This is a genomic window from Calothrix anomala FACHB-343, from assembly GCF_014696435.1.
Taxonomy (GTDB): domain Bacteria; phylum Cyanobacteriota; class Cyanobacteriia; order Cyanobacteriales; family Nostocaceae; genus Aulosira; species Aulosira anomala_A.
In genome coordinates this window covers 41,392-66,103 of record NZ_JACJQG010000053.1, presented here as the reverse complement: position 1 = coordinate 66,103, position 24,712 = coordinate 41,392, and the positions used below count along the sequence as shown (strand labels likewise).

Annotated in this window: 20 protein-coding genes; 6 read left to right on the top strand and 14 right to left on the bottom strand. The window is 42.0% G+C overall.

Annotation, left to right across the window (positions count from 1 at the left end; genetic code table 11):
* Window positions 1-188, top strand: a 188-nt coding sequence (locus H6G08_RS37250) for a hypothetical protein (protein ID WP_206758300.1), incomplete at its 5' end; no start/stop codon positions are given.
* A 3-nt stretch (window positions 189-191) separates the two neighbouring features.
* Here H6G08_RS37250 and H6G08_RS25680 read toward each other — a convergent pair.
* On the bottom strand, window positions 192-476 hold the full coding sequence (locus H6G08_RS25680) for a hypothetical protein (protein WP_190548176.1): 285 nt from the start codon (window positions 474-476) through the stop codon (window positions 192-194).
* A 141-nt stretch (window positions 477-617) separates the two neighbouring features.
* Between H6G08_RS25680 and fahA the strand changes: the two genes are divergently transcribed.
* Entirely contained in the window at window positions 618-1,931 is a 1,314-nt protein-coding gene (gene fahA, locus H6G08_RS25675; protein WP_190548174.1) for a fumarylacetoacetase, read from the top strand.
* A 156-nt stretch (window positions 1,932-2,087) separates the two neighbouring features.
* Here the strand turns inward: fahA and H6G08_RS25670 are convergent, their stop codons facing one another.
* From H6G08_RS25670 to H6G08_RS25655, 4 genes are all read right to left on the bottom strand, one after another.
* The gene (locus tag H6G08_RS25670) at window positions 2,088-4,469 is read right to left on the bottom strand and encodes a phosphoketolase family protein (protein WP_190548172.1); all 2,382 of its coding nucleotides are present in this window, start codon (window positions 4,467-4,469) and stop codon (window positions 2,088-2,090) included.
* Window positions 4,470-5,096: 627 nt separating this feature from the next.
* On the bottom strand, window positions 5,097-5,795 hold the full coding sequence (locus H6G08_RS25665; RefSeq protein ID WP_190548184.1) for a Uma2 family endonuclease: 699 nt from the start codon (window positions 5,793-5,795) through the stop codon (window positions 5,097-5,099).
* A 131-nt stretch (window positions 5,796-5,926) separates the two neighbouring features.
* Window positions 5,927-6,553: a ribosome maturation factor RimM gene (gene rimM / locus H6G08_RS25660; protein ID WP_190548170.1), complete on the bottom strand. Its 627-nt coding sequence runs from the start codon at window positions 6,551-6,553 to the stop codon at window positions 5,927-5,929.
* Between the two features lie 101 nt (window positions 6,554-6,654).
* The gene (locus H6G08_RS25655; RefSeq protein WP_190548168.1) at window positions 6,655-7,938 is read right to left on the bottom strand and encodes a valine--pyruvate transaminase; all 1,284 of its coding nucleotides are present in this window, start codon (window positions 7,936-7,938) and stop codon (window positions 6,655-6,657) included.
* Between the two features lie 455 nt (window positions 7,939-8,393).
* On the opposite strand from H6G08_RS25655, the gene H6G08_RS25650 reads away from it, so the two are divergent.
* Window positions 8,394-9,503 (top strand): S-(hydroxymethyl)glutathione dehydrogenase/class III alcohol dehydrogenase, encoded by a 1,110-nt coding sequence (locus H6G08_RS25650; RefSeq protein ID WP_190548166.1) that lies wholly within the window; start codon window positions 8,394-8,396, stop codon window positions 9,501-9,503.
* 283 nt (window positions 9,504-9,786) lie between these two features.
* Here the strand turns inward: H6G08_RS25650 and H6G08_RS25645 are convergent, their stop codons facing one another.
* Both H6G08_RS25645 and H6G08_RS25640 read right to left on the bottom strand, forming a co-directional pair.
* Window positions 9,787-10,149 carry a DUF4864 domain-containing protein gene (locus tag H6G08_RS25645; protein ID WP_190548164.1) on the bottom strand — a complete coding sequence of 121 codons (363 nt, stop codon included), beginning with the start codon at window positions 10,147-10,149 and terminating at the stop codon, window positions 9,787-9,789.
* Window positions 10,150-10,171: 22 nt separating this feature from the next.
* Window positions 10,172-11,236 carry an SGNH/GDSL hydrolase family protein gene (locus H6G08_RS25640; protein WP_190548162.1) on the bottom strand — a complete coding sequence of 355 codons (1,065 nt, stop codon included), beginning with the start codon at window positions 11,234-11,236 and terminating at the stop codon, window positions 10,172-10,174.
* Window positions 11,237-12,379: 1,143 nt separating this feature from the next.
* Between H6G08_RS25640 and H6G08_RS25635 the strand changes: the two genes are divergently transcribed.
* Complete coding sequence (locus H6G08_RS25635) at window positions 12,380-12,592, top strand: hypothetical protein (RefSeq protein WP_096642333.1); 213 nt, start codon at window positions 12,380-12,382, stop codon at window positions 12,590-12,592.
* A gap of 244 nt (window positions 12,593-12,836) precedes the next feature.
* Here H6G08_RS25635 and H6G08_RS25630 read toward each other — a convergent pair whose 3' ends face one another.
* The 7 genes from H6G08_RS25630 to H6G08_RS25600 form a co-directional block, all read right to left on the bottom strand.
* Window positions 12,837-13,757 carry a DNA-methyltransferase gene (locus H6G08_RS25630; RefSeq protein ID WP_199322741.1) on the bottom strand — a complete coding sequence of 307 codons (921 nt, stop codon included), beginning with the start codon at window positions 13,755-13,757 and terminating at the stop codon, window positions 12,837-12,839.
* A gap of 77 nt (window positions 13,758-13,834) precedes the next feature.
* Entirely contained in the window at window positions 13,835-14,275 is a 441-nt protein-coding gene (gene cynS, locus H6G08_RS25625; RefSeq protein ID WP_190548160.1) for a cyanase, read from the bottom strand.
* A gap of 626 nt (window positions 14,276-14,901) precedes the next feature.
* Entirely contained in the window at window positions 14,902-15,972 is a 1,071-nt protein-coding gene (locus H6G08_RS25620; protein ID WP_190548158.1) for a PstS family phosphate ABC transporter substrate-binding protein, read from the bottom strand.
* 208 nt (window positions 15,973-16,180) lie between these two features.
* Window positions 16,181-17,329, bottom strand: a complete 1,149-nt coding sequence (locus H6G08_RS25615; protein WP_313942729.1) for a protein kinase domain-containing protein — start codon at window positions 17,327-17,329, stop codon at window positions 16,181-16,183.
* A 732-nt stretch (window positions 17,330-18,061) separates the two neighbouring features.
* Complete coding sequence (locus H6G08_RS25610; protein ID WP_096642338.1) at window positions 18,062-18,688, bottom strand: cytochrome c oxidase subunit 3; 627 nt, start codon at window positions 18,686-18,688, stop codon at window positions 18,062-18,064.
* 191 nt (window positions 18,689-18,879) lie between these two features.
* Window positions 18,880-20,616, bottom strand: coding sequence for a cytochrome c oxidase subunit I (gene ctaD / locus H6G08_RS25605; protein ID WP_190548154.1), 1,737 nt, complete (start codon window positions 20,614-20,616; stop codon window positions 18,880-18,882).
* Between the two features lie 104 nt (window positions 20,617-20,720).
* A complete protein-coding gene (locus H6G08_RS25600; RefSeq protein ID WP_190548152.1) occupies window positions 20,721-21,806 on the bottom strand; it encodes a cytochrome c oxidase subunit II in 1,086 nt (361 codons plus the stop codon).
* A gap of 549 nt (window positions 21,807-22,355) precedes the next feature.
* Between H6G08_RS25600 and H6G08_RS25595 the strand changes: the two genes are divergently transcribed.
* Together H6G08_RS25595 and H6G08_RS25590 are read left to right on the top strand one after the other, a co-directional pair.
* Complete coding sequence (locus H6G08_RS25595; RefSeq protein WP_190548150.1) at window positions 22,356-23,327, top strand: COX15/CtaA family protein; 972 nt, start codon at window positions 22,356-22,358, stop codon at window positions 23,325-23,327.
* A 188-nt stretch (window positions 23,328-23,515) separates the two neighbouring features.
* Window positions 23,516-24,475: a heme o synthase gene (locus H6G08_RS25590; protein WP_190548148.1), complete on the top strand. Its 960-nt coding sequence runs from the start codon at window positions 23,516-23,518 to the stop codon at window positions 24,473-24,475.
* Window positions 24,476-24,712 lie beyond the last annotated feature (237 nt).

The following is a 24,712-nucleotide window of genomic DNA, read 5'->3' as shown; positions in this document are numbered from 1 at the left end:
CGTTTGAAGTCTTCCGGCTTCAGGCTCTTTACTTGTTCGTAGGTCATCAATGCTACCCAACTCTAATCTACTTGTCCCACGCATCTGGGACTTTTGCAAGAGGTCTAGTCAACAGTCAACAGTCAACAGTCAACAGTCAACAGTCAACAGTCAACAGTCAACAATTTTCCTCCTTCCCTAGCCCCTAACCCCTAACCCTTAGCTGGCAACGGAATCAGACTCACTTGTTTGCTGGTACTATCCCAAACTATCCAGCTGCAAGAATTGTCTACATCATCGGCGTTATTTGTCACCTTAAAATACAACTTGTCGCTATTTTTCGGTTCAATGGCAAAATCAGCATTTTGCGCATAAACAACTTTAAAACCTTTATCTCGTAAGCAATACATCGCCCAAGCTTTCAAAGATTGCTTATGTGGTTCGTGGGGAATTGGTGGTTTTGTGATTGCGTCTTCAATGACTTTAAATATCTGCATTGATACCATCTGCGTTATTAAGGTGATACTGAAAATTGGGGGCAGCTGTCAATGAGCGATCGCTCCCAATCAATAATTTAAGTGTAAAACTTGAAGCTACTCATCATCAGCATCAACCGAAGTTCTCTATTCTCTCTCTCTATGAGCTATCCTATTGACGCCACCCATAACCCCAGTTTACGCAGTTGGGTTGAATCAGCAAATCAACCAGACACCGATTTTCCCATCCAAAACTTACCTTTTGCTGTGTTTCGCCGCCAAGGTAGCGCTGAAACTCCGCGAATTGGGGTAGCAATTGGCGAGGAAATTTTAGATTTAACTAGATGCTATCAACTTGGTTTACTGTCACAACTCCCCGAAAAATTACAAATCGCCTGTACAGCCCCTAATTTAAATCTCTTAATGGGGATAGAAATTCCTGCTAGATTAGCTTTGCGTCAGCACCTCAGTCAGTTATTGCAAGCTAACAGACAACCACAGCCACCGGCAGAAATTCTCTTCACCATGTCTGAAGCTATTTTTTTAATGCCAAATTTTATTGGTGATTATACTGATTTTTACGCCTCCATCTTTCACGCGACAAATGTCGGAAAGCTTTTCCGTCCAGACAATCCTTTGCTGCCTAACTATAAATATGTACCTATCGCCTATCATGGACGCGCTTCATCAATTGTGCCTAGCGATACTGCTATTAAGCGTCCTAGCGGGCAAATCAAACTACCAGCAGATTCAGTACCCAAATTTGCACCTACGCAAATGCTGGATTACGAATTAGAAATTGGGTTTTTTGTCGGTGTTGGTAATCAACCGGGAGAATCTATATATATAGATAAAGCAGAAGAACATATATTTGGACTGTGCTTAGTTAATGATTGGTCAGCTAGAGATATTCAAGCTTGGGAATATCAACCTTTGGGGCCGTTTTTAGCCAAGAGTTTTGCAACCACAATTTCCCCTTGGGTAGTTACCTTAGAAGCCTTAGCACCGTTTCGCTGTCCGGCTTTTAGTCGTGCGTCAGGCGATCCGCAACCGCTACCTTATTTATCTTCGCCAGTCGATGAGAGTTTGGGCGGTATCAATATTACATTAGAAGTTTGGATAACTTCAGCGCAAATGCAACAACAGGGTTTAGAACCTTGGCTGTTAAGTCGTGGTTCTTTCCAACAAATGTATTGGACATTGGCGCAAATGCTCACCCATCACGCCAGTAATGGTTGTAACCTGCGTTCAGGAGATTTACTTGCTAGTGGTACAGTTTCTGGTGCGGAAGTTGGTTCGCAAGGTTGCTTATTAGAAATTACACAGCGCGGTTCTCAACCAATTACGCTACCTACAGGTGAGGTGCGAAAATTCTTAGCTGATGGTGATGAAGTAATTCTGCGGGGATATTGTGAAACCCCAGGTTACCAGCGCATTGGATTTGGTGAATGTCGCGGTAAGATTTTCAACTGCTGAGAATATTCGGATCAATTGAGGCAGAGCCTCATAAATCTAAGCTCCCACGCAGAGCATGGGAGCTAGATGGATAAATAATACCAATTTCAAAAGAGAATGTGGCAGATTGTAGGGGCATGGCAATGCCATGCCCTCTAGAATATATTGATGTACCGCTTAATAAGGCCACTTCCAATTGCGGATTTCTGGCATATCTTCGCCATAACGCTCAATGTAGTGCGTATGCTCAATCAGCTTATCTTGCAACATTTGCTTGACGTAAGCTGCTTTAGCACCCAATTTTGGCACGCGATCGATTACGTCCATTACTAGATGGAAGCGATCGAGGTCGTTCAGTACAACCATATCAAAGGGAGTGGTAGTAGTACCTTCTTCTTTGAAACCGCGCACGTGTAAATTGTGATGGTTGGTATGGCGATAGGTTAGGCGATGAATTAACCAGGGATAACCATGAAAAGCAAAGATAATCGGTTTATCTGTGGTAAAAATTGTGTCGAAGTCTTTGCTGCTTAAACCGTGGGGATGTTCGCCTTTGGGTTGGAGTGTCATTAAATCCACTACGTTGACTACCCGCACTTTTAACTCTGGGAAGTTCTGGCGCAAGATATCCACAGCCGCTAAGGTTTCTAAGGTGGGAATATCACCAGCACAAGCCATGACTACATCTGGTTCGCTACCTTTATCATTACTTGCCCATTCCCAAATACCCAAGCCTTTAGTACAGTGCTTAATGGCAGAATCCATGTCTAAGTACTGTAAAGCTGGCTGTTTACCCGCAACAATGACGTTAACGTAATGCTTACTTCTGAGACAGTGATCTGTCACTGACAGCAAAGTATTAGCATCGGGGGGTAAATAGATGCGGACAACTTCTGCTTTTTTATTGGCTACATGGTCAATAAAACCAGGATCTTGGTGAGAAAAACCGTTGTGGTCTTGTCGCCAAACATGGGAAGTTAACAGGTAGTTTAGGGATGCAATTGGTCTGCGCCAAGGAATATCCAGGGTAGTTTTTAACCATTTGGCGTGTTGGTTAAACATCGAGTCAATGATGTGAATAAACGCCTCATAGCAAGAGAAGAACCCATGACGACCTGTGAGCAAGTAGCCTTCTAACCAACCTTGACAGCAAGTTTCACTGAGCATTTCCATCACCCGCCCATTGGGTGATAGATGTTCGTCTTCCGGGAGGATATCCGCCGCCCAAGTCCGGTCTGTAACCTCAAATACCGCATCTAGACGGTTGGATTGGGTTTCATCGGGGCCGAAAATGCGGAAATTGCGGGTTTCTTCGTTAAATCGCATGATATCCCGGAGAAACTTACCCGCAACTTTGGTGGCTTCGGCTTCGACTTTACCGGGTTCGGGAACATCTACGGCATATTTTTGGAACTCTGGAATTGTCAGTTCCCGCAGTACTATACCACCATTGGTATGGGGGTTATCGCCCATGCGGCGATGTCCTTGGGGAGCTAATTCAGCTAATTCGGGAATTAACTTACCTTTTTCGTCAAAAAGTTCTTCTGGTTTGTAACTCTTTAACCAATCTTCCAGTAATTTCAGGTGTTCTGGCTTTTTCGCAATTTCGCCAAAGGGAACTTGATGCGATCGCCAAAAATCTTCGGTCTTTTTCCCATCTACATCTTTGGGGCCTGTCCAGCCTTTGGGAGTCCGCAAAATAATCATCGGCCATTGTGGGCGTTGGGTAAACCCATGTACCCTAGCTTCTCTTTGAATACTTTGTATCTCAGTAACAATAGTATCCAAAGTTGCTGCCATTTGCTGATGCACATCGGCTGGGTCGGAACCTTCCACAAAGTAAGGCTTATATCCATAGCCAACAAACAAGCTTTCTAACTCATCGTGGCTCAACCGTGATAATACTGTAGGATTAGCGATTTTATACCCGTTGAGGTGTAAAATCGGCAATACCGCACCATCATGGACAGGGTTAATAAACTTGTTAGAGTGCCAGCTTGTAGCTAAAGCACCAGTTTCTGCTTCTCCATCACCGACAACCGCAGCCACAATTAGATCGGGATTATCAAAAGCTGCACCGTAGGCGTGGACAAGTGCGTAACCAAGTTCACCACCTTCATGGATCGAACCTGGAGTTTCCGGCGCTACATGGCTGGGAATCCCACCGGGGAAGGAAAATTGTTTGAAAAGTTGCTTCATCCCCTCAACATTCTGAGAAATGTTGGGGTAGTACTTGCTGTAAGTACCTTCCAGGTAGGTATTAGCAACGATACCCGGCCCGCCATGACCAGGCCCGGCAATGTAAATTGTATTCAGGTCATATTTTTTGATTACCCGATTCAAATGTACATAGATAAAATTCAGACCGGGTGTGGTTCCCCAGTGACCTAAAAGCCTGGGTTTTACGTGTTCTAGCTTCAGTGGTTCTCGTAAAAGCGGATTATCAAGCAGATATATTTGGCCTACTGAAAGATAGTTAGCCGCACGCCAGTAGGCGTTTATTTTGCGTAATTCTTCATCCTTTAAAGGCTTTGGTTGAGTCGGACTTGCTAAAGTCATTATCAAACTCCATTACATGAGGATGTGACGAATTCATTCAATCAGTATGCAAGTTTACTTATCTAGAGGCTGAGTGTCATCTTACTCGTGACAAATTTACCCAGTATTTCTCTGGAAGGTGGAAATTAATCGCTGTTTCAGACAGTTATTCGCTCAAATCTAAAATAAATATGAAAAAACACCAATGAAGAATTCTCTGCCAGAGTAACAAATTTATCAGGCGATGTAGCTGATTTTTAAGATTATTTTTACGATTAAATTCCTGATTTATGTAAATGATTACAATAAGACAAATTGGTATTTTGGACAACATATATAAGAGTTATGACAAATTTTTTGCGAATAAATAGCTAAACCTAAGCGGGGATCAAAAATTTGTTTATTTTTGCGAATCAGCATCAGTAATTTTGCCGTTATAAATCACAAAACGTCATATTAAAGCTAGTTTCAGCAATTTTAAAATCTTACTTTTGACAGAGGATAAGCAAGCTGTCATACATTTAAATTCACGCATTAAAGCGGGCAAGATGACTTGCATCCAAGAGGTTGATTAACTTTAGTTAGTCCACATAAATTTAGGGAAAATTTTTGCTTAAAATTTCCCCCTACAGGGTGAAGACATAATTTTTAAATCAAATCTTCGGGATTAATACCCATTTCTCGTAATCTATCAGCGAGAAGTTGCGATCGCCTTTTTTCGGCTTCTAATGCCGCTTCGGCTGCTTCAGCACGTTGTCGTTCTTGTTCGAGAAGTTGACAAATTTCTACATAAGTAAAAAACTTTGTACCATCAGGACGATAAATTTGCAACTCATCGCCAGATAAATCAAAGCGAATTCCTAAACGGGGACTGAGTAAATTTGCAGTCGTGGGGATAACATCTAACCCTCCTTCACCACGCAACCAACCTCTTAACTGATTTTTCTCAGGATTGTAAATGTAATACTCCTCAACACCGTAGCGATCGTAAAACAGGAGTTTTCTATCCATCTCATCTTGAGAATTGCTAGGAGATAGGATTTCAAACACTACCTGCGGTGGAATTCCTGATTCATTCCATTGTTGATAAGAACCGCGTTTACCCTTTGGTCTACCAAACACAACCATAACATCCGGTGCATTAAAAATATTATTGCGTCCTTCTACCGGATACCAAAATAAATCTCCCGCCACAAATACATTCCCATCGTTGGCGTACAGCCAATCTAAATTTTGCTGGATAACCAAAATCCAGCGAAATTGTTCAGTATTATTTGCCATTGGCTGTCCGTCACTATCTGGGTAGATGACTTCTGTTTGGGTTAATGATTCGGCGTGAGAAACCATAGGCTGAAGTCTCAATGCTGCTTGGATTGTAGCACTGGATAAGGAGGACAAGGGGGACAAAAAATTCAAAATTCAAAATTCAAAATTCAAAATTGTTTCTCTGCCCAATGCCCAATGCCCAATGCCCAAAATTATATTTCCAATAACCCTGGTGGGGGTGTAATTTCAATGCGCCCACCTTGGATATCTACTACAGGCGCGATCGCTTCTACGAAGGGAACTAAAACTTTCTTCTGTTTCTTACTCGGTGCAAATGCTGGATCTAACTCCACTTCTAATAAATCGTTACCAGCAGGAATTATATCTACCACCTTACCCACCAGTTCCCCTGATACTTGCAAAAACACTTCCAAGCCTAGCAAATCGGGTACATAAAATTCATCTTCTGCCAACTGGGGGCGATCGCTTATTGGTACCATTAACTGACAATCGCGCAATTCCTCAGCTTGGTTGCGATTGTTCACCCCAGCTAATTTAATAACGTATAAATTTTTTCCTTCAATGTAACGTCCTTCCAGCAATTCTACAGGCTGGGGTTCTGTCGCTCCTGGACGCAACAACCAGCGTTTTCCAGCTACCTCAAATCGTTCCGGGAAGTCGGTATTGGGATACACCCGCATTTCTCCAGCCAATCCTTGAGGCGCGACAATCTTACCAATATCTAACCAATCATCCAATTTTGGACTTTCCCTGGGCGATATTGGATTAATCCCTTTTTTTCTTTTCTTCTTCGCGTTCTTCGCGTCTTCGCGGTTCATTCCCATTATTTAATTGCAATTTTAGATGGTGCGTTAGCCTGCGGCATAACACACCCTACCACTTTCTCTAGCGCCGAGCGAAGTCAAGGCGCTGCCTTCTCTTAAGCGCTGACAGTTGCACTCTGATATATTTGTTCTACCGCCTTCGCCAAGCGACGCATCCCGGTTACCAACTCTTCATCGCTACCGGTGAGGCTGATCCGCACACATTGTTGTTTATGCGGCCATTCTTCTTTTAAACCGGGGAAGAAGGTACTACCAGGAACCACAATTACACCGACTTTCTTCAATTCTTGGTATAATTCCCAATCAGTAATTGGTAAATCTTGTAACCACAACCAAGCAAAGATTGCGCCTTCACCGCGATGTAGGAACCAAGGTAAGTCCTTGGGCATGGCTGCATCCAAGGTATTTTCTAATACAGTGAATTTGTTTTGGTAGAAGGGGCGAATGACTTGTTCGGCAATTTCCGCTAACGCGCCAGAATTGATCGCTCGCGCTGCGATCGCTTGTCCATATCGGGAGGAATGCAAGCTAGCATTAGTTTGGAATGATTCGAGAACTTGAATAGTCTTTTCATTACCGATCGCAATCCCGATTCTTTCCCCTGGTAAGCCAGCTTTCGATAAACTGGTGCAATGCAGGATATTTTCTTCAAATATTAACGACATATCCGTGAAATTCAGCGCGGGGAAAGGCGGCGCATAGGCGGAGTCAATTAATACTGGCACATCATAAGGTGCAGCTAAAGCCGCGATTTTTCTCACTTCTTCATCGGTGAGAACGTTACCTGTAGGATTACAGGGACGAGAAAAAATCACACAACCTGTACTTTCAGAAATAGAAAGTTGGCTGAAGTCAGGACGATATTTAAATCTGTGCGCAGGCGCATCAATATCTAAAGCTGGTTTATAAGCAACTAATGCTTCCGGTGCTAGACAAAGTCCACCATAACCAGTGTAATCAGGACTTAAAGGTAAAACTATTTGCTTGAGTTCGCCTGTAGTCGTGTAACCACCGAAAGCATTAGCGGCGTAGAAGTATAAAGTTTGACTACCAGGAGTAATTAAAATATTGCGAGAAGTTAATTGTAAACCGTAGCGCCGATTAAAATCATTCGCGATCGCTTCTATTAATGGTGCATAACCTTGGCTAGAGCCGTAACGGCAAACCACTTCACCATATTCCGAGCTAGCCAGCAAATCTGCTGTACAATCGCGCCATAACTGCTCCACAGCAGGCAAAATCAACGGATTACCCGCACTCAAGTTAATCAATTCCTGCCCCGCGCCAGATTGCAGCGTTTCGATAATATCTTTCATAATCGCTCGCACGCCGGTCAGGTTAGACATTTGAGCGCCAATTTTTGTAAGGGCAGGATTCATAGGCTGTGACTAATAATTTATTGAGGAATTGACTAAATTCTTATGAGGGAATTTCTACTAGCAAAAGTTTACATCATTGCTCAGAAAGCTATTTCCATCATTTATTAATCTAACTAAAGAATGACATTTTAACAAAATTAGTCATTTGTCATTGGTCATTTGTCATTTGTCATTTGTCATTATTCCCCCTTGTCCCCCTTGTCTTCCTTGTCCCGGTACTTCCAGAAAATAAATTATGCCATTTTCATAGTGGCAAATTATTTCTCCTCTGCTTCCTCTGCCTCCTCTGCCTCCTCTGCATACACAGCGATGGAATATTTTTTTAGTTGGAAGTCCCCCCCCTTGTCTTTCTTGTCCCCCTTCTCACCTTGTCTCCCTAGCCCTTGATCGTCAAATTTCTGTAAACTCATAAAAGCCCATTAACGCACGCAACTTGTATACAGGAGGGCTAAGGCGTGGATGTTAAAGCCGCAGTCGCTTACGGCGCAGGTAAGCCATTAACTATAGAAACCGTTCAATTAGCAGGGCCACAAGCTGGTGAAGTTTTGGTAGAAATCAAAGCGAGTGGTGTTTGTCATACCGATGCATTTACTCTTTCTGGTGAAGATCCTGAAGGTTTGTTTCCCGCCATTTTAGGGCATGAAGGCGCAGGTGTAGTTGTCGATGTGGGTGCTGGTGTAACTAGTGTAAAACCAGGCGATCGCGTTATTCCTCTTTACACCCCAGAATGTCGTCAGTGTGAATATTGTCTCAGTCTCAAAACCAATCTCTGCCAAGCTATCCGCCCTACTCAAGGACGCGGTGTCATGCCTGATGGTACTAGTCGCTTTAGTATCGGTGGCGAAATGATTCATCATTATATGGGCACATCTACCTTCGCCAACTATACAGTTTTACCGGAAATTGCCGTTGCTAAAATTCGCGAGGATGCCCCCTTTGATAAGGTTTGTTACATTGGCTGCGGTGTTACCACAGGTATAGGCGCAGTTATTTATACAGCCAAAGTAGAACCAGGTGCAAAGGTAATAGTATTTGGCTTAGGGGGGATAGGCTTAAATGTCATCCAAGGAGCAAGGCTGGTGGGAGCAGATATGATTGTTGGGGTAGATATTAATCCCAGCAAACGCGCCTTAGCCGAAAAATTTGGGATGACACATTTTGTAAATCCCCAAGAAGTCGAAGGTGATTTAGTTCCTTATTTAGTTGACTTAACCAAAGGTGGTGCGGATTACACTTTTGAATGTATCGGCAATGTCAAAGTAATGCGCCAAGCCTTAGAATGCTGTCACAAAGGTTGGGGTGTTAGTGTAATTATTGGTGTTGCTGGTGCGGGACAAGAAATTAGTACTCGTCCTTTCCAATTAGTAACAGGGCGCGTGTGGAAAGGTTCAGCCTTCGGCGGTGCCAGAGGACGTACAGATGTGCCGAAAATTGTTGATTGGTATATGGAAGGAAAGATTAATATTGATGATTTAATTACCCATGTAATGCCCATTGAACAAATTAATGATGCCTTTGAATTAATGCACATAGGTGAATCAATTAGAAGTGTAGTTACATTTTAAAGTAGGGAAATGGGCATTGGGCATTGGGCATTGGGCATTGGGCATTGGGGAGACAAGGAGGACAAATGACTATAGTGATTACGCACACTCTACGAATTCTTCTCCCAAGGGGAGACGCTGCGCGTTGGCGGAAGCCTCTCGCAGAGAAGGCGTTCTTGGCGTCTACCCTGCGGGAAGCCACTGCGTGTCTAATGCGGTTCAATAAATTAAGCTTTTTGGCAATTTTTGCGTAAGTCCTTGACTATTGACTATTGACTATTGACTATTGACTATTGACAAATAACTAATTAATTTCCGCTTCTACAGGAATCAACACACACCCGTTAATCTTCCAGAGGGTATCCCGCTGCTTTGCCATGATATATAATGCCCTTACCGGAATTCCGTCAGGGCCTAGCAGCAATACTAATTGAGTTACCTTTCCGTGAATGGTTTTAATCTTCTCAAAAAAGACTGAACGGGGACGATACACCGCAGGGTAACCCAGTTTTACCATCTGCATAAAGTTTTCTGGGTTGCGGAACTGAATTTGAATTTCTGGACTTGCAAGGGCGAAGGCTCCTGCAGTATCATCCTTTTGAAAGGCTGCTAATTGCCGTTCTATTGTCTCACGGATGGCGATGGCATCGCTGGGACTAATTTCCATATATCTCAAAAAGAGCGATCGCTTAATTATTGCGCTCTGTAGATTTTAATTCTAATTTCTCTATTTCTGCTCGCCAAAGGTCATAACCATCTAATGATAAATGTAAGCCATCGGTGGTTAAATCTTCCCGTAATTTACCTTCTAAGTCTGTAAACCACTTATACATATTTACATAGGTAACTTTTTCTTGTTTGGCAATTACTTCTATTTGGGTATTTAAATTGCGAATTCTTTGATTAGAAATATTAGGTAAGCGCGTAGGTAATATTGATTGCACAATTATTTTTGCATTGGGGTGACTCAGACGTAAGGTACGCATAATTCGGCGATGATTGCGCAAAATTACTTCGTCTTTAGTACCTTTTCTTAAGTCGTTAATCCCAGCCATGATATATATGACATCTGGTCTGGTTTCCGAAAATGCTGATAATCTTTTTAAAATTCCGGTAGATGTATCGCCTGATATACCCTGATTTAACCACAATTTACCAGCAGGGAGTTTTTCTTGAGGAAACCACATGCTTAAGGAATCCCCAACTAAAATACCGAGAGAATCTGTGCCTTTGCTACGGGCGATCGATTTGGCTTCTAATACTAATAAACGTTTCCAATCTTCATAAGTTAATTGACGTTTGTTTGCCGATTCTAATGATTGCAAACTATCTGCAAATAGACGTTTATTTTGTTGAACTGTTTTTAAAGCTTCTAATCTTTGATCGTAAAGTTGGCTCCCTGATGCCAACACCCGATTAGCTTCGGGAAAAGTAGAATTTACTGATGATTCTACTAGTTTGGCAAATTTATCATCGCTAAATCTTGGTACCGCCAAGCTTGACTGGGGGTTAATTTTTTCACCTAATATTGGCTGGGAAATTGCTGATGTTTGCAAACCTGGGTGAGGAAATTCTTTTAAAAAGAAATTGACGCTGGGAATGCTTTGTTGATTGATTTTTGACTGGGAACCCTGTTGTAAATTCCACTGAAATCTTGAATGCTCTGGCAGAATAATCGACATCTGGGGAAGAGCCGATGCTGGTATTGCCAATACTGTTAACAAACCTGCTGTCAACAGATAAGGGTCCCTCATCGTATTTTCTCTCCTATACTCATTGCTTTTACTTATAACAGTAGTAATTGACTAAATTCAGGAAAATTATTTCGGTGTAACTGCTTATTTTGTTATTTTCATTTACTCTGTCTATATCTGTAAAGCGGATTCAGAGGATTTGCTTGGACAATTTACAATCTCTTTAAACCGAATTTTTACTGAACTACCGCAGATAAAATTTACTAGAGTACTTTAGTTACAAACAGAGATTTTACTAACTCTATCACTTCCTCCACTGTAATCTAAGTACTTTCACGTTTTTTGGGCTATTATCAACAATACTAATAGCTATTATATTTGTGACTTATATAACTAAAGTCATCAGTATTTACTCTACTATTTGCCGATGAATGACAGTGTAACTTTCTCATCAAGGAGGCGCTGACATTGAATGTTGTTGTCATGGTAAATGTCTAAATTTATTTCTAAATGTCTAATTTAGGAAATTTCAGCAAAAATTTCCAGTTTCCTATACCTAGAAACGATTTTAATTTTCTTATATCAAATTGGGCGTGCTTAGACAGCATAAATCAAAACAGAGGTTTAAGAGAAGGATGCAAACAAACAGAATTATATTACGAAAAGTAAATTTAGTTAAAACCCTCTTCCCCTCTACCATCTTTTCATGATAGATATTCATGCCGTCTGAGTGAATAAAATGAAAAATTTTACAACTATCACTAGTAGATGCGATCGCAACTCCTACATAGTGGGTAATACCCATCCTAGCTATGTGGAAAAACTTCAGTATGAATCATAGAACACAATACACAGGATATAAGGAAACAAGCAGGCGATCGCTAGAGGTTGATTTACATTGCTTTAGGCAGTTAAATTCGCTATTCTAGGGTAATCATCGGAAATTTTACACTTAAGTAATCAAGTTACTCACACGTTTCCTGGCATAATTGCAAATTTAGTCAAAAATCAAAAGGAATAGACGATTTTTGCTTATATTCTAACTAGAGGAATAGGAAAATTAGCGCGTTTTCTGCTAACTATATTTTGTCAACCGCCAGATGAATGCAAAAATGCGAAAACTACATTTGACTAATTCTCATAGATTATATATTTATGTAGAATAAGCGGAAAGGAAATGCTAAGATTTAGGCGAAGTCGTTAATATTTATCTGTTATTTCGTGGCTAGAGCTAGTACAGCGATCGGTGTCAGTCCGATTATTAAGGAGATTGTGCAAAAACAGGCACATTCAACTCGTTTAACTCTGAAAGAGGTTATACTGATGGGGATGTTAGCAATTGATAAACTCGACGATCAAAGTCGTCAAGAGCTAGCAGATGAAGTGCATAAAATGCAGGTTAACGGTGAGATATAAATCTGCTTTTTGGGGTCAATAATTAAAATTCCCAAATGAATATTCTCAATATTCAAAAATTTTCAATTTACAGTTTAGCCCCAAAAAAGGGATTGAGAAAATAAATCACTGTTCAGTTTTGGCTGATTTTTCCATCAATAATTGTCAGGTTTAAAGGATGAAAGATGAAGTAAAAACTCTATCAATACTCAATCTTGTTTAACTTTCGCACTCCATCCTCAAATGGGTGGGGTAAACTCATCCTTTAAGCTTCGTCTTCTACTTGATGGAAACGGTAAATACTTCCCCTGACATAATCCTCATTAATTTCAAAAGCAAACCATCGGCGTTGCAAAACCTCAGCAACAAATCCTGTAGTATTAGAACCAGCAAAAGGATCTAATACTATATCATCTCGCTCAGTCAAAAATTTAATAAAAAACTCGGCGAAAGCTTGAGGAAATCTGGCTGGATGGGGTTTAATTCCTGCAACTTTACAACGGCGTAAATATGCGCTATTTGATTCCGTATTGGCAATTTCCAGCAAATTTGGCGGAATTGCACCTTGATTATCTTTTTGAAATTTATCAGAAATATCGTGTCCGCTAGGCCGAATTTTTGCCTGATAGCCATTTTTAAGTAGTTGTTTCATACTTTGGCTATATGGTTTTAAAACTTGTCTGTTGTCTGCTTTAGGATTTGGTGTTTTTGATAACCACCAAACAACATTAACTGAATCTTTGACACGAATTCGCCTAATTGTTACCCATTCTGCCGGGGTAGGTAATCTGGCTGGATTATAATGATAAAATTCTTGCGCTAAAAAAAAGCCAACTTCTTTGCACAATCTAACTAAAAGTTCATATTGGTAGATACTGCGAACAGGATTACCGGGAAGATAAGCACCGCCTAAATCTAAAACAAATGAGCCGTTATCAGTCAGCTTTTTTTTAAATTCGTAGGCGAAAGGTAAAAACCATTCTATATATTTATCCGCACTTTCGTTACCATATTCTTTTTTACGTGCCAAAGCAAAGGGAGGAGAAGTGAGAATTAAATTAATACTGTTATCTTCAATATGTTTAATTAATTCCAGACTATCACCTAAATAAATTGCCCCGTAATTTTGATGATAATAAGGGCTAAAAATACTAGATTTATTTGATTTTGGGATATTTGCTGTCAAGATTAGCTAACTTTTTATACTAAGATAATGGCAGTGATGAGCACAAGGATAATGTTATCCTTGCTCAGATTCACAACTTACCATTTTTTGTAAGGGAGAAACTTTCCAGACATAATAATTTTTACGCGATCGCCTTTTGGATCTTCTTCTTTTTCAATATCCAAGGTAAAATCGATTGCGCTCATAATCCCATCACCGAATTTTTCCTGAATGATGTCTTTTATGGGCATACCATATACCTGCATAATTTCGTAAAAACGGTAAATTAAAGGATCTGTAGGAACAATTGGCCCCAATCCTTTAACAGGATATGCGGTTAAATCTTGAATATATATCGGCCCTAATTCCAATGTCTCTAAGATTAACTTCGCCTCTTCTTCAGAAGCACTAGCTTGACGGTAAAATACAGCTGCAATCCAGACTTCATCTCGTCCAAGAATTTTTTCTAAATCAGCGAAACTAAGTCCTTTCTGCTTCTTGGCGGCTAAGAGCTTTTGCGTAATTTCTGGTAGAGACATTGGCTAAATTTTAGGTGAGTACTTTTGTCAGAGTTAAATTTTACCACGTTAGGAATTGATTCATCGGATACATACACAAAAAAGTGGGGTTTATAGTTGTTGACGGTTGACGGTTGACGGTTGACTGATTTGAAAGGCTTTTAGGGACTTCCAAGAAATAAATTATCCAATCTTGTGGGGTGGGCATCTTGCCCGCCTTTGACTATGGGCGGGCGAGACGCCATTGGTGTCAATTTAAGCTAAAAGCTATATACGGCGCGTGTTGTACAATAACCCTCGCCCTCATCCCCTCACCCCTTCTCCCCCAGGAGAAGGGGAATTAAATCTCTTGCGGGTTGGGGGTGAGGGCAAAAACCTTGCTACAAAGCGGATTTAGCGTTAAGTTGACACCAATGGCGAGACGCCCACCCCAAAATAAAAGGACAAACGTCTCGCACGATGAGCGAACATCAGCGAGCAAGATGCTCGCACTACGGAATATGGGTAATTTATTTTTTGTAATTCATGTGATAAATCACACAACCAAACATGAAAATTTATCTTAAGAGTCAACAGTCAACCGTCAACAGTCAACCGTCAACGCTATTTTCAAGGTAGATGCTGTAGCCCTATGTCAAGTTCACTTACTAGCGAAGTCCCACAAAACCAGCTTGCTCAATAGCTTGTTGTCCTTGGTCAGTCAGCAATAGATTAGCATAGGCATTTCCCACCTTCTGCTGTTGACCTTGGTTTTGTTTGATAATCACAAACAATTTAGAGGTGATGGGATAGCTACCATTTTTGATCGCTTCAGTATTTACTTGGTTACGTTGGCGCGGACATTGTGCAGATGATACCAAGGGTTCGCGGTAAGGGGAAACAAAATCGCTAGCAGTGCGACCTATTGGTAAAGGCTTGACGCTACATTGAGGTATTACCGCACGAGCAGAAGCGTAATAGATACCGCCAGGGGTTTTACTAAGTTGGCGCAATGCATCTGTAGTTGAGTAAACATACTTGACATTAGAGCCAAGTTCTGATTTTTTGCTATTGCTGTTATTAGAGAAGATGGTAGTATCTGCATTCTCTGGCGGTTGGGAAAAAGCGGCGATCGCTAAATTAGGCCCGCCTACCTGATTCCAGTTAGTAATTTTACCTAAATATATTTGTTGCAATTGCTCCACAGTTAAACCAGGGACATTGAGCGCTGGATTAACTACCACTGCTACCCCATCAACGCCAATTTGCCGTTGCTCAAGTGTAACACCTCGCGCTTTGGCGATCGCTTGTTCTTCATCTGTGAGCGGACGAGAAGATTGAGCAAAATCTAATTCTCCATCTAGCAACATCCGAATTCCCGCGCTAGAACCAGGACTACCTTGCGCCGGATTTAAGTACTGTAATTGTAATTCTGGACGAGCGCTGAGAATTTGCGCATCTACTACTTGGCGAATTGGTGCCCAAGTTGTGCTACCACCATAGTTAAATGAATCTGTTGGCACATCAGCCAGTGATTGAAAGGTTGATGCAGTAGAGTTAGATTTAATACTCAAGTTAGTGGCTTCACTATTATTACCCCGGAAAGACTCTGGCTTAAGTAACCACCAGAGCAATCCACCAATCACCATGAGCGTGAGTACTTTCCCAATAATCAAACCTCTCAAAAAAATCGCAATATCTTCTTTGAGCAAAGCTTTTCCGTGGTTGCTATTATCCATATTCTTCAAGTTGTTATTTGGTATTGAAAACACAAAAAATTGAGATATCAATTGTATTAAGCACCCGGATAATTATTAGTTGATAACTGTAGATGAGAATTTATTGGATAGCTTGAAAATGGGCATTGGGCATTGGGCATTGGGCATTGGGAAAGAGTCAAATATAATTTTGAATTTTGCGGAAAGTCTGAGCGGAGGTTTCCTCCGATCAGAACTTTCCAAGAGAGAATTTTGAATTTTGAATTGTGTATCCTCCTTGTCCAAAATTTGCTCTAAAAGAATGTATGGGTGTGGGTTGTTTTGGCGGCGATAAATTCGTGCGAAAAAATGTATATATTAAAAGCATGAGGATGACGCTGGTGATGGTACCGAGTCCGATTCCTAAAAACAAAATAAACTTTTTATATAGTTGTAAGGCTTGCTCTGCATCATTTTCTGATGGCGTAGTCAATGGTGCAGATTCTGATAACTGAATCTCTGGAATTAATGCTTGCAAAGCTTCTGCGGCTGATTGGTAACGCTGGTTATGACGTTCGCGCACCATTTTGTCTAAAACATTCGCGAGGCGATCGCTTACTTGTACTTTGTCGCGCCAGATGATTTCTCCTGTATCGGGATCTTCTGGTAATTCCTCCGGCTTTAAACCTGTTAAAGCTTGAATTCCTATCATCCCCACTGCATAAATATCGCTGCTGAGTTTTGGCTTTCCCTTGGCTTGTTCTGTTGGCATATAGCCAGGAGTTCCAACTGCTATTGTTAAGGTTGCTCCTTGAATTCCTAGTTTTTTAATACTGCCAAAATCAATCAGCACTAGTTTTTGATCTGAGTGCCGCCGCATAATATTATGGGGTTTAATATCTCGGTGAATAATGTTATGTTGATGGACGAAGTTTAACACTTCTAAAATATCTTTTAATAAGTCTATAACGGCTGCTTCACTTAGCGGTTTTACTGAAACAATTTCTTGTGTCAAGTCATAACCATCAATAAATTCCTGGACTAAATAAAAGTCTCCATCTTCATGGAAGTGAGCAAATAATGTGGGAATTTGGTTATGATTTTTACCTAGATGATATAAACTTTCTGCTTCCCGTTCAAATAGATTTTTAGCAATTGGGATAACAGCCGGATGGGGATTTTTAGGATAAAAATGTTTGACAACACAGTATGGTTGTCCTGGTAAATCTAGATCGATAGCTAAGTAAGTATCGCCAGATCCTCCTCTAGCTATGAGTTGGAAAATTTTAAAGCGATTTCGCAGTATTTGCTTTTTTAGAAGATGCTGTTGTCTGTTTCTCGGCTCGCCGGAAAATAAGTAATTAATATCGCTAGTTACTCTACCCTTTAACTGTGTCACAGTCTGGTAGCGATGTCGAAGTGTTCTGATAATGCGAGGGTATTGACGCATGTGGCGTATTTTATCTACTTTGCGGACAAATTAGAGTTTGATGGTATAGTGTCATGGCTAATTGCAAATGAAATATTCACTAGTGCCTTAGTAGCTTTAATCACAAAGTTGAGTTAAGAGTTATTCATCTGCAAGCAATTTTCTAAACACACTTTAATGTATCATTAATCTACGTTTCAATGTATATATAAGAATGTATAAAAAAACTATAGTTGAGCGGTTAAGCATGAATTAAAAGTCAAAAATCATGCTGATAAGCTGTATAGCAAATAGCTTGATATTTGATTAATTATGCAGATTAAAGCTTAGGCAATTGGAGCTTTAAGACAATTGCGCGATCGCCTGATATAAAAGCTAAAACCTTGATATCTTTAATGTCTTTAATCGCGATTCCTGAACTGAGATAATGGGTTAATAGCTAGGAAAAAGCAACAATAGTAATACCAATTTTAAAAAAGAATGCGACAGATGCGTAGGTTGGGTTAAACGGAGTGAAACCCAACATATACAAGGCGTTGGGGTGTTGGGTTTCGTTCCTCAACCCAACCTACATTTGTAGCGATCATTCTTCAAATTGGTATAACTCTAAAAACAATCAAATTACGTAAATAACTGACAAAAAAACCCCCATTGGGGGGTGGGGTAGTTATTCGCGTGGAGTGAACAACTACTAACTATTACTTAGAGTAGATACAACAATCCGAACAGAATAATCCAAATTACGTCCACAAAGTGCCAGTAGATTTCTGCGGCTTCAATACCGAAGTGTTTTTCACTACTGTAATGACCGGGACGACGCGATCGCCATAACACAGCCGCGATCGCCAAAACGCCGAGAGTAACGTGCAAACCGTGAAACCCAGTTAACACATAAAAAGCACTGGCAAATAAATTGGTAGTTAAACCAAATTCTAAATGGGTGTATTCATATACCTGACCCACTAAGAAAATCGTACCCATCAAGGCAGTAATTGCCAACCAAGTACGCATACCCTTGGTATCATTCTTTTTGATAGCAGTGTCAGCATTATGCATGACAAAACTACTAGCAATTAGATTGACAGTGTTAACTCCAGGTAGTAGCAGTTCTAACTCTGGTGTACCTGCGGGAGGCCAGACAGGTAAAGTAGCACGGAAAGCGAGATAAGCTCCGAACAAACCCATAAAAATCATCCCTTCCGCAATCAGGAAGACAATTAGCCCAAACAGGCGATGATCTGGATGTTCTTCGTGCCCAACATGGGCAGCTTCCGCCGCGTGGTGATGATTTAGTTCAGCTTGTGCTGGATCAACTATTTGGCTTTGCATGAATTCTTTGTTAAAGATGAGGGACTAGGGAGGCAGGGGGCAGGGAGCAGGCGGCAGGGGGAATAACAATTCAAAATTCAAAATTCAAAATTCAAAATTAAGAATTCTATTTGACTGTTGACTGTTGACTATTGACCATTGACAGTTGACTCTTCCCCAATGCCCAATGCCCAATGCCCCATGCCCAACATTTATTCTTTTTCCGCAGTGATTCCGGGATATGGTTCGTCGGGTTCGGCTCTTAATACTGAGTTGACGCCACCAGATAATATGGGGTTGGGATCGGATAAGGGTACGCCTTCGCCGGCGTTTTCCAAACCGTAGTCGTAGGGGCCTGTAGCCAATACGGGAGTTTTATCAAAATTTTCGATGGCTGGGGGTGAGGAGGTCATCCACTCTAGGGTTAGTCCTTTCCAAGGATTATTACCTGCTTTCTCTCCGTATAGCCAACTCCAAATTGCATTGATAATGAAGGGAATTGTGGAAACAGCAAGTATGTAAGAACCATAAGTGCAAATTTCGTTCAACAAGGTGAATTTGGGGTCATATTGCGCTACCCGGCGGTTCATGCCCATTAAACCCAGTTTGTGCATGGGTAAGAAGGTCATGTTTAAACCCACAAGAGTTAAGGCAAAGTGAACCTTACCCCAGAATTCGTTCATTTTTCTTCCCGTCATTTTCGGGAACCAATGATAGATAGCGGCAAAAATTCCCAGGACGCTACCACCAAATAGTACGTAATGTAAATGGGCGACGACAAAATATGTGTCGTGTACGTGAATGTCAAAGGGTACAGAGGCTAACATTACGCCGCTAATCCCGCCAATCACAAAGGTACCAACAAAGCCCATTGCAAATAGCATGGGAGTAACTAGCTGGATTTTACCGCCCCACATGGTGCCTAACCAACTGAAAATTTTAATTCCTGTAGGTACGGCGATGATCATGGTGGTGATCATAAAGAACATCCGCAACCAACCGGGAATACCACTGGTAAACATGTGGTGTGCCCAGACAATTAGCCCTAAGAAACTAATTGCGAGGGATGAATATGCGATCGCTTTATAACCAAATATTGGTTTACGGGAATGCACGGGAATAATTTCCGAAATTACCCCGAAAAAGGGCAAAATCATGATATATACCGCCGGGTGGGAATAAAACCAGAACATATGCTGGTACACCACCGGATCGCCACCGCCTGTTGGGTTGAAAAATGTTGTCCCGGCGAGTAAGTCAAAAGCTAGCAAAATTAAACCAGCTGCTAACACTGGCGTCGATACTAACACCAGGGCGGAAGTTGCAAACATTGCCCAGCAAAATAAGGGCATTTGATGCACGCCCATACCGGGAATACGCATCCGCAGCAAGGTGACGAGGAAATTAATCGCCCCCAAAATTGATGATGTCCCTAGCAGCAAGACGCTGATAATCCAAATCGCCTCACCTACTTGGCCTGTGACTAAGCTGAGGGGCGGGTAAGAAGTCCAGCCGGCATCCGGTGCATCACCTACAGCTAAACTGGCAATTAATAACACCCCAGCAGGCGGAATCATCCAAAAGGCGACGGCATTTAAGCGCGGGAATGCCATATCCTTAGCCCCAATCATCAAGGGGATGAGGAAATTAGCAAACCCTGCACCTGCGGGCACAATCCACAAGAAAATCATGATTGTGGCGTGGAGGGTAAACAAGCTGTTATAGACTTCTGGGGTGACAAAATCTACATCAGGGGTTCTCAGTTCCGTGCGAACCAAGTCCGCCATCACACCGCCAATGCAGTAGAAAATAAACGAAGTAACGAGGTATTGAATCCCAATTACCTTGTGGTCGGTATTAAAGCTAAAGTAATCTTGCCATTTTCTCACCCCTGGTTCTTCAATCCGGGCAGGGATGTTGGCTGTTTCTTGGATTTGCGCTTGGGTCATAAAGGTTTTTTGTCAAGGGTCAATAGTCAATGGTCAATGGTCAAAAATAATTTATTAAAAACCTTGGACTGTTGACTGTGGACTATTGACTTTGGACTATTGACTTATTTGTGAACTTGATGAAGTACTTCTGGTTTAATTCCCATGTCCTTGGTGTAAGGGGCGAGGAATTCATCGGCTGATAGATTGGCGGGATTGAGAGCAACGGCTTGATTCAAGGTGTCGCGGCTAGCTACTAGTTGCTCTTGTATCCATTTGTCAAAGTTTTCTGGACTTTCTACAACTACTTGCGTTCTCATTGCGCCGTGGTAAGGGCCACAAAGTTCGGCGCAGATGAGGGCATAATCACCTTCAACTCTCGGTGTGAAGCGAATTTCGCTTTGTCTCCCAGGAATCGCATCTTGCTTGAGGCGGAACTCTGGTACCCAAAAGGCGTGAATCACATCGTTGGCTGTCATGTTGATTTTTACTTCCCGCCCGATGGGAAGGTGTAGTTCACCTGTAGACACGCCTGTTTCGGGATAGGTGAACAGCCAAGCATATTGCAGCCCTGTGACGTTAACTGCTAATGCTGGGGGTTTCCCGCCTTTGTCTGGGCTTTCGCCAATGGTGGGAGACACAATACCGATCCCTGGCGCATTTTGCTTTTGGGGAATTTGGTCAGCATTGCGAATTGCGGCTGTAGCTGGGTCTTGCATCGCCGCATCCGATTCTTGCTGATTGAGGTTGGGTTCGGTGCTGGGGGGTGTATCGGTTAGAGTAGCGGCGATTGCAGCCCCCGGCATATTCATTGACATATTTTGGGTAATTGGCGCTTCATGGACAGCATGGGGATCGAAGCCGCCAATGTCGTTGTATACGTCAAAACTGTATACGGAAATACCAATAACTATAATTGCGGGGATCGCTGTCCAGAGAATTTCTAGGGGTACGTTACCTTCCACTGGCGGCCCGTCTTGGTTGTCACCGGGTTTCCGTCGATAGCGAAAAGCAGCGTAAAGCAAAATACCTTCGACAATCAAAAAGATGCCTGTCGAAACAATCATCATTGTGTTAAACAAACCATCAACTAAGACGGCTTCATCAGAGGCTGCTGTTGGCAGCAGACCGTGATTTTGACCGTACCAAAGGCTGACGAGCGTTAGCACAATGCCAATGAGTAATGTCCAGATGGAACTTGGAATTTTCACGGCTCACTTAAATGAATTTACTATGTGATTTTAAAGCTGCCCACTTACTAAGGTAGTCGAGTCCACTCGCTGTGGACGTTAAAGGTCTGAAATTTTTATTAATTTTTTTAGCTATATAAATATTTTTGAGTAAAAGAGTCTTATCGGATATTGCTCAGGATAGATGTGAAGCATGGAAAAAATTTAAGAATAATTTTAGATATGGGATACTTTTTTGATTTTTAACAAAATTACCGAAAGCTGGCAATGCTTACTTTATCGGTATTTTGGTAGGTATTGCCCAGCCTACAAGTATCAAGAATCAAACTAGATTGCCTAAGTAAACTTTATGCCTTAAAAAAAATATCAACAACTTGAAAAATACCTAAAGCTTTTAGCAAAAAGTAGCAATAGTGCTTCAAAGTGTAAAGGAAAAGTATCACTGAAAGCTAAATCTATCAATCCTAGTCGTATACGCTAGGGTGGAAAAGGGTCGTGGCTGACAAACTAACAAATTAATAATTTTCAGTAAGTAGCTCTATTTGAGAGCGGGCATTAAAGGTATAGTTCATGAGCGAATTTGTCTTACAACCACAAAATGAAACGGTAGGCTCACAGCCACCAGATATAATTCGTCGTTTGGTTTGGAAGATCTGCATAGCCACCTTGATTTTGATGGCGATAGGTTCTGCCACAAGGGTGATGAATGCCGGACTTGCTTGCCCTGACTGGCCTTTGTGCTACGGGGAATTAGTGCCAGCCAAACAGATGAATTTCCAAGTATTTTTGGAATGGTTTCACAGATTGGATGCGGCTTTAATTGGTGTCAGCGCGATCGCCTTGGTTGGTTTATCTTGGTGGTATCGTCGCGCTTTACCCAATTGGCTCCCTTGGGCATCAGCATTTGCCCTGTTTTTAATTGTCTTTCAAGGCATCTTAGGGGGTCTGACAGTCACAGAACTGTTACGGTTTGATATCGTGACTGCCCACCTGGGAACTGCACTGTTGTTTTTCATGACACTCTTGGTAATTGGTACAGCCCTCACCCCTTACCAAGGAACTGGCAATGTTGGCAAGCTACCTTGGATAGGTATAACAGCCGCGATTTTGGTTTACCTGCAAAGTCTCTTAGGTGCTTTAGTCGGTTCGCGCTGGGCACTTCATCAATGTTTGGGCACATCCCAACTTTGTACAGTGATGTACAGCCATATTTTCGGCTTAGTTCCGCCAACGGTAGCAACTTTAGCAGTAGTCTGGCTATCTTGGCAAAGACCAGCACTCCACCCAGCTTTGCGCAGATTGGCAAATATGGCAGGGGGGTTATTGCTGCTGCAAATTCTTTTAGGCGTTGCGACTTTCAAATTACGTCTACAGGTAGAACTCCTCACCGTCACTCACCAAGCCATAGGCGCAGCCTTACTCGGTACTTTGGTTGCGTTCAGCGTCCTTGCCTTACGCGACTGGATTGCAAACCGTGAAACCAACAATCACCCCATCGCTGTAACTGTAACGGCGACAACATCAGTAAACGGATTGCATTGAATTGGGGCATGGGGCAATTCAATTTTGGATTTTGGATTTTGGATTTTAGATTGGAATCCAAAATCGCAAATCTAAAATCTAAAATTCCTTGTCTCCCCTGCCCCCCTGCCTCTTCCCCTTAGCCTCAGTGGCGAATTCGTTATGAGCAAGGGCTACACATCACTTGTTAAGAAGGAAATTGAGCCAAAATGATTGAGACTAATGTCTCTCGCCACCACGAAACGTTTTTTCAGGTAATCCAAAGTTACTACCAGCTAACTAAGCCTCGGATTATTCCGTTGCTGTTAATTACTACGGCTGGCAGTATGTGGATTGCTGCTAAGGGACAAGTAGATTTAGTATTGTTGCTAGTGACTATGACTGGCGGCACTTTGGCTGCTGCTAGCGCCCAGGTGATTAACTGTATCTACGATCGCGATATTGATTATGAGATGGAACGGACTCGTCATCGTCCGATTCCTTCGGGGAAGATACAGCCAAAAGGCGCTTTAGTTTTTGCGATCGCTCTCGCTATCATTTCTTTTACCCTCCTCACAGTTTTCGCTAACCTCCTCGCCGCCCTCCTGGCTTTTGCCGGCATTGTTTATTATGTTGTAGTTTATACCCACTGGCTAAAACGCCACACTACCCAAAATATTGTAATTGGTGGAGCAGCAGGGGCAATTCCCGCATTAGTAGGTTGGGCAGCTGTGACAGGTACCCTAAATTGGGGCGCATGGGTAATTTTTGCCAGCGTCTTTCTCTGGACACCGCCACATTTTTGGGCTTTAGCCTTGATGATTCGTGATGATTATGCCAAAGTCGGCATCCCCATGTTACCTTTGGTAGTCGGCGATCCCGCCACTGTAAAGCAAATTTGGTGGTATACCTTAGTAACAGTCGCTACAACCCTGTTACTTGTTTACCCGTTACATGACAGTGGCATTGTTTATTTTGCGATCGCTTCTACATTAGGCGCTGTATTCATCCACAAAGCTTGGCGCTTATTGCAAAACCCAGAGGATCGTACCATTGCCAGACAGCTATTTCTTTATTCCATTTCTTACATGATGCTGTTGTGTCTGGGAATGGTAGTAGATAGTTTGCCAATTACCCATCATCTAATAAATGCCGCGATCGCTCAGTTGCATTTAATTAGTTCGATTTAATTACGTGGTGCAATTCAAAGATAATTGACGAAGGCTGTCATTTGTCCTTCGTCATTTGTCATTGGTCATTGAATTCGAGTTAACTAAAAGACTGGAAGGCTTTATGAGACAATATTAAGCCTTATTGAAGATATTGCTGCCCGACATATCGCCCGCAGGCTAGAAGCCTGGGGCTAGCGCTACAAAGCCTGCCTCCGCAGGCTAGAGAAGTTGAGCCTGCGGAGGCAGGCTTTGTTC

Excerpts from the sequence above, each read along its gene's own strand:
- cynS (WP_190548160.1), bottom strand. The coding sequence starts at position 14,275 with ATGTCTCTACCAGAAATTACGCAAAAGCTCTTAGCCGCCAAGAAGCAG.
- H6G08_RS25595 (WP_190548150.1), top strand. The coding sequence starts at position 22,356 with ATGAGCGAATTTGTCTTACAACCACAAAATGAAACGGTAGGCTCACAG.
- H6G08_RS25640 (WP_190548162.1), bottom strand. The coding sequence starts at position 11,236 with ATGAGGGACCCTTATCTGTTGACAGCAGGTTTGTTAACAGTATTGGCA.
- rimM (WP_190548170.1), bottom strand. The coding sequence starts at position 6,553 with ATGAACCGCGAAGACGCGAAGAACGCGAAGAAGAAAAGAAAAAAAGGG.
- H6G08_RS25590 (WP_190548148.1), top strand. The coding sequence starts at position 23,516 with ATGATTGAGACTAATGTCTCTCGCCACCACGAAACGTTTTTTCAGGTA.
- H6G08_RS25680 (WP_190548176.1), bottom strand. The coding sequence starts at position 476 with ATGCAGATATTTAAAGTCATTGAAGACGCAATCACAAAACCACCAATT.
- H6G08_RS25670 (WP_190548172.1), bottom strand. The coding sequence starts at position 4,469 with ATGACTTTAGCAAGTCCGACTCAACCAAAGCCTTTAAAGGATGAAGAA.
- fahA (WP_190548174.1), top strand. The coding sequence starts at position 618 with ATGAGCTATCCTATTGACGCCACCCATAACCCCAGTTTACGCAGTTGG.
- ctaD (WP_190548154.1), bottom strand. The coding sequence starts at position 20,616 with ATGACCCAAGCGCAAATCCAAGAAACAGCCAACATCCCTGCCCGGATT.
- H6G08_RS25610 (WP_096642338.1), bottom strand. The coding sequence starts at position 18,688 with ATGCAAAGCCAAATAGTTGATCCAGCACAAGCTGAACTAAATCATCAC.
- H6G08_RS25620 (WP_190548158.1), bottom strand. The coding sequence starts at position 15,972 with ATGGATAATAGCAACCACGGAAAAGCTTTGCTCAAAGAAGATATTGCG.
- H6G08_RS25645 (WP_190548164.1), bottom strand. The coding sequence starts at position 10,149 with ATGGAAATTAGTCCCAGCGATGCCATCGCCATCCGTGAGACAATAGAA.
- H6G08_RS25665 (WP_190548184.1), bottom strand. The coding sequence starts at position 5,795 with ATGGTTTCTCACGCCGAATCATTAACCCAAACAGAAGTCATCTACCCA.
- H6G08_RS25655 (WP_190548168.1), bottom strand. The coding sequence starts at position 7,938 with ATGAATCCTGCCCTTACAAAAATTGGCGCTCAAATGTCTAACCTGACC.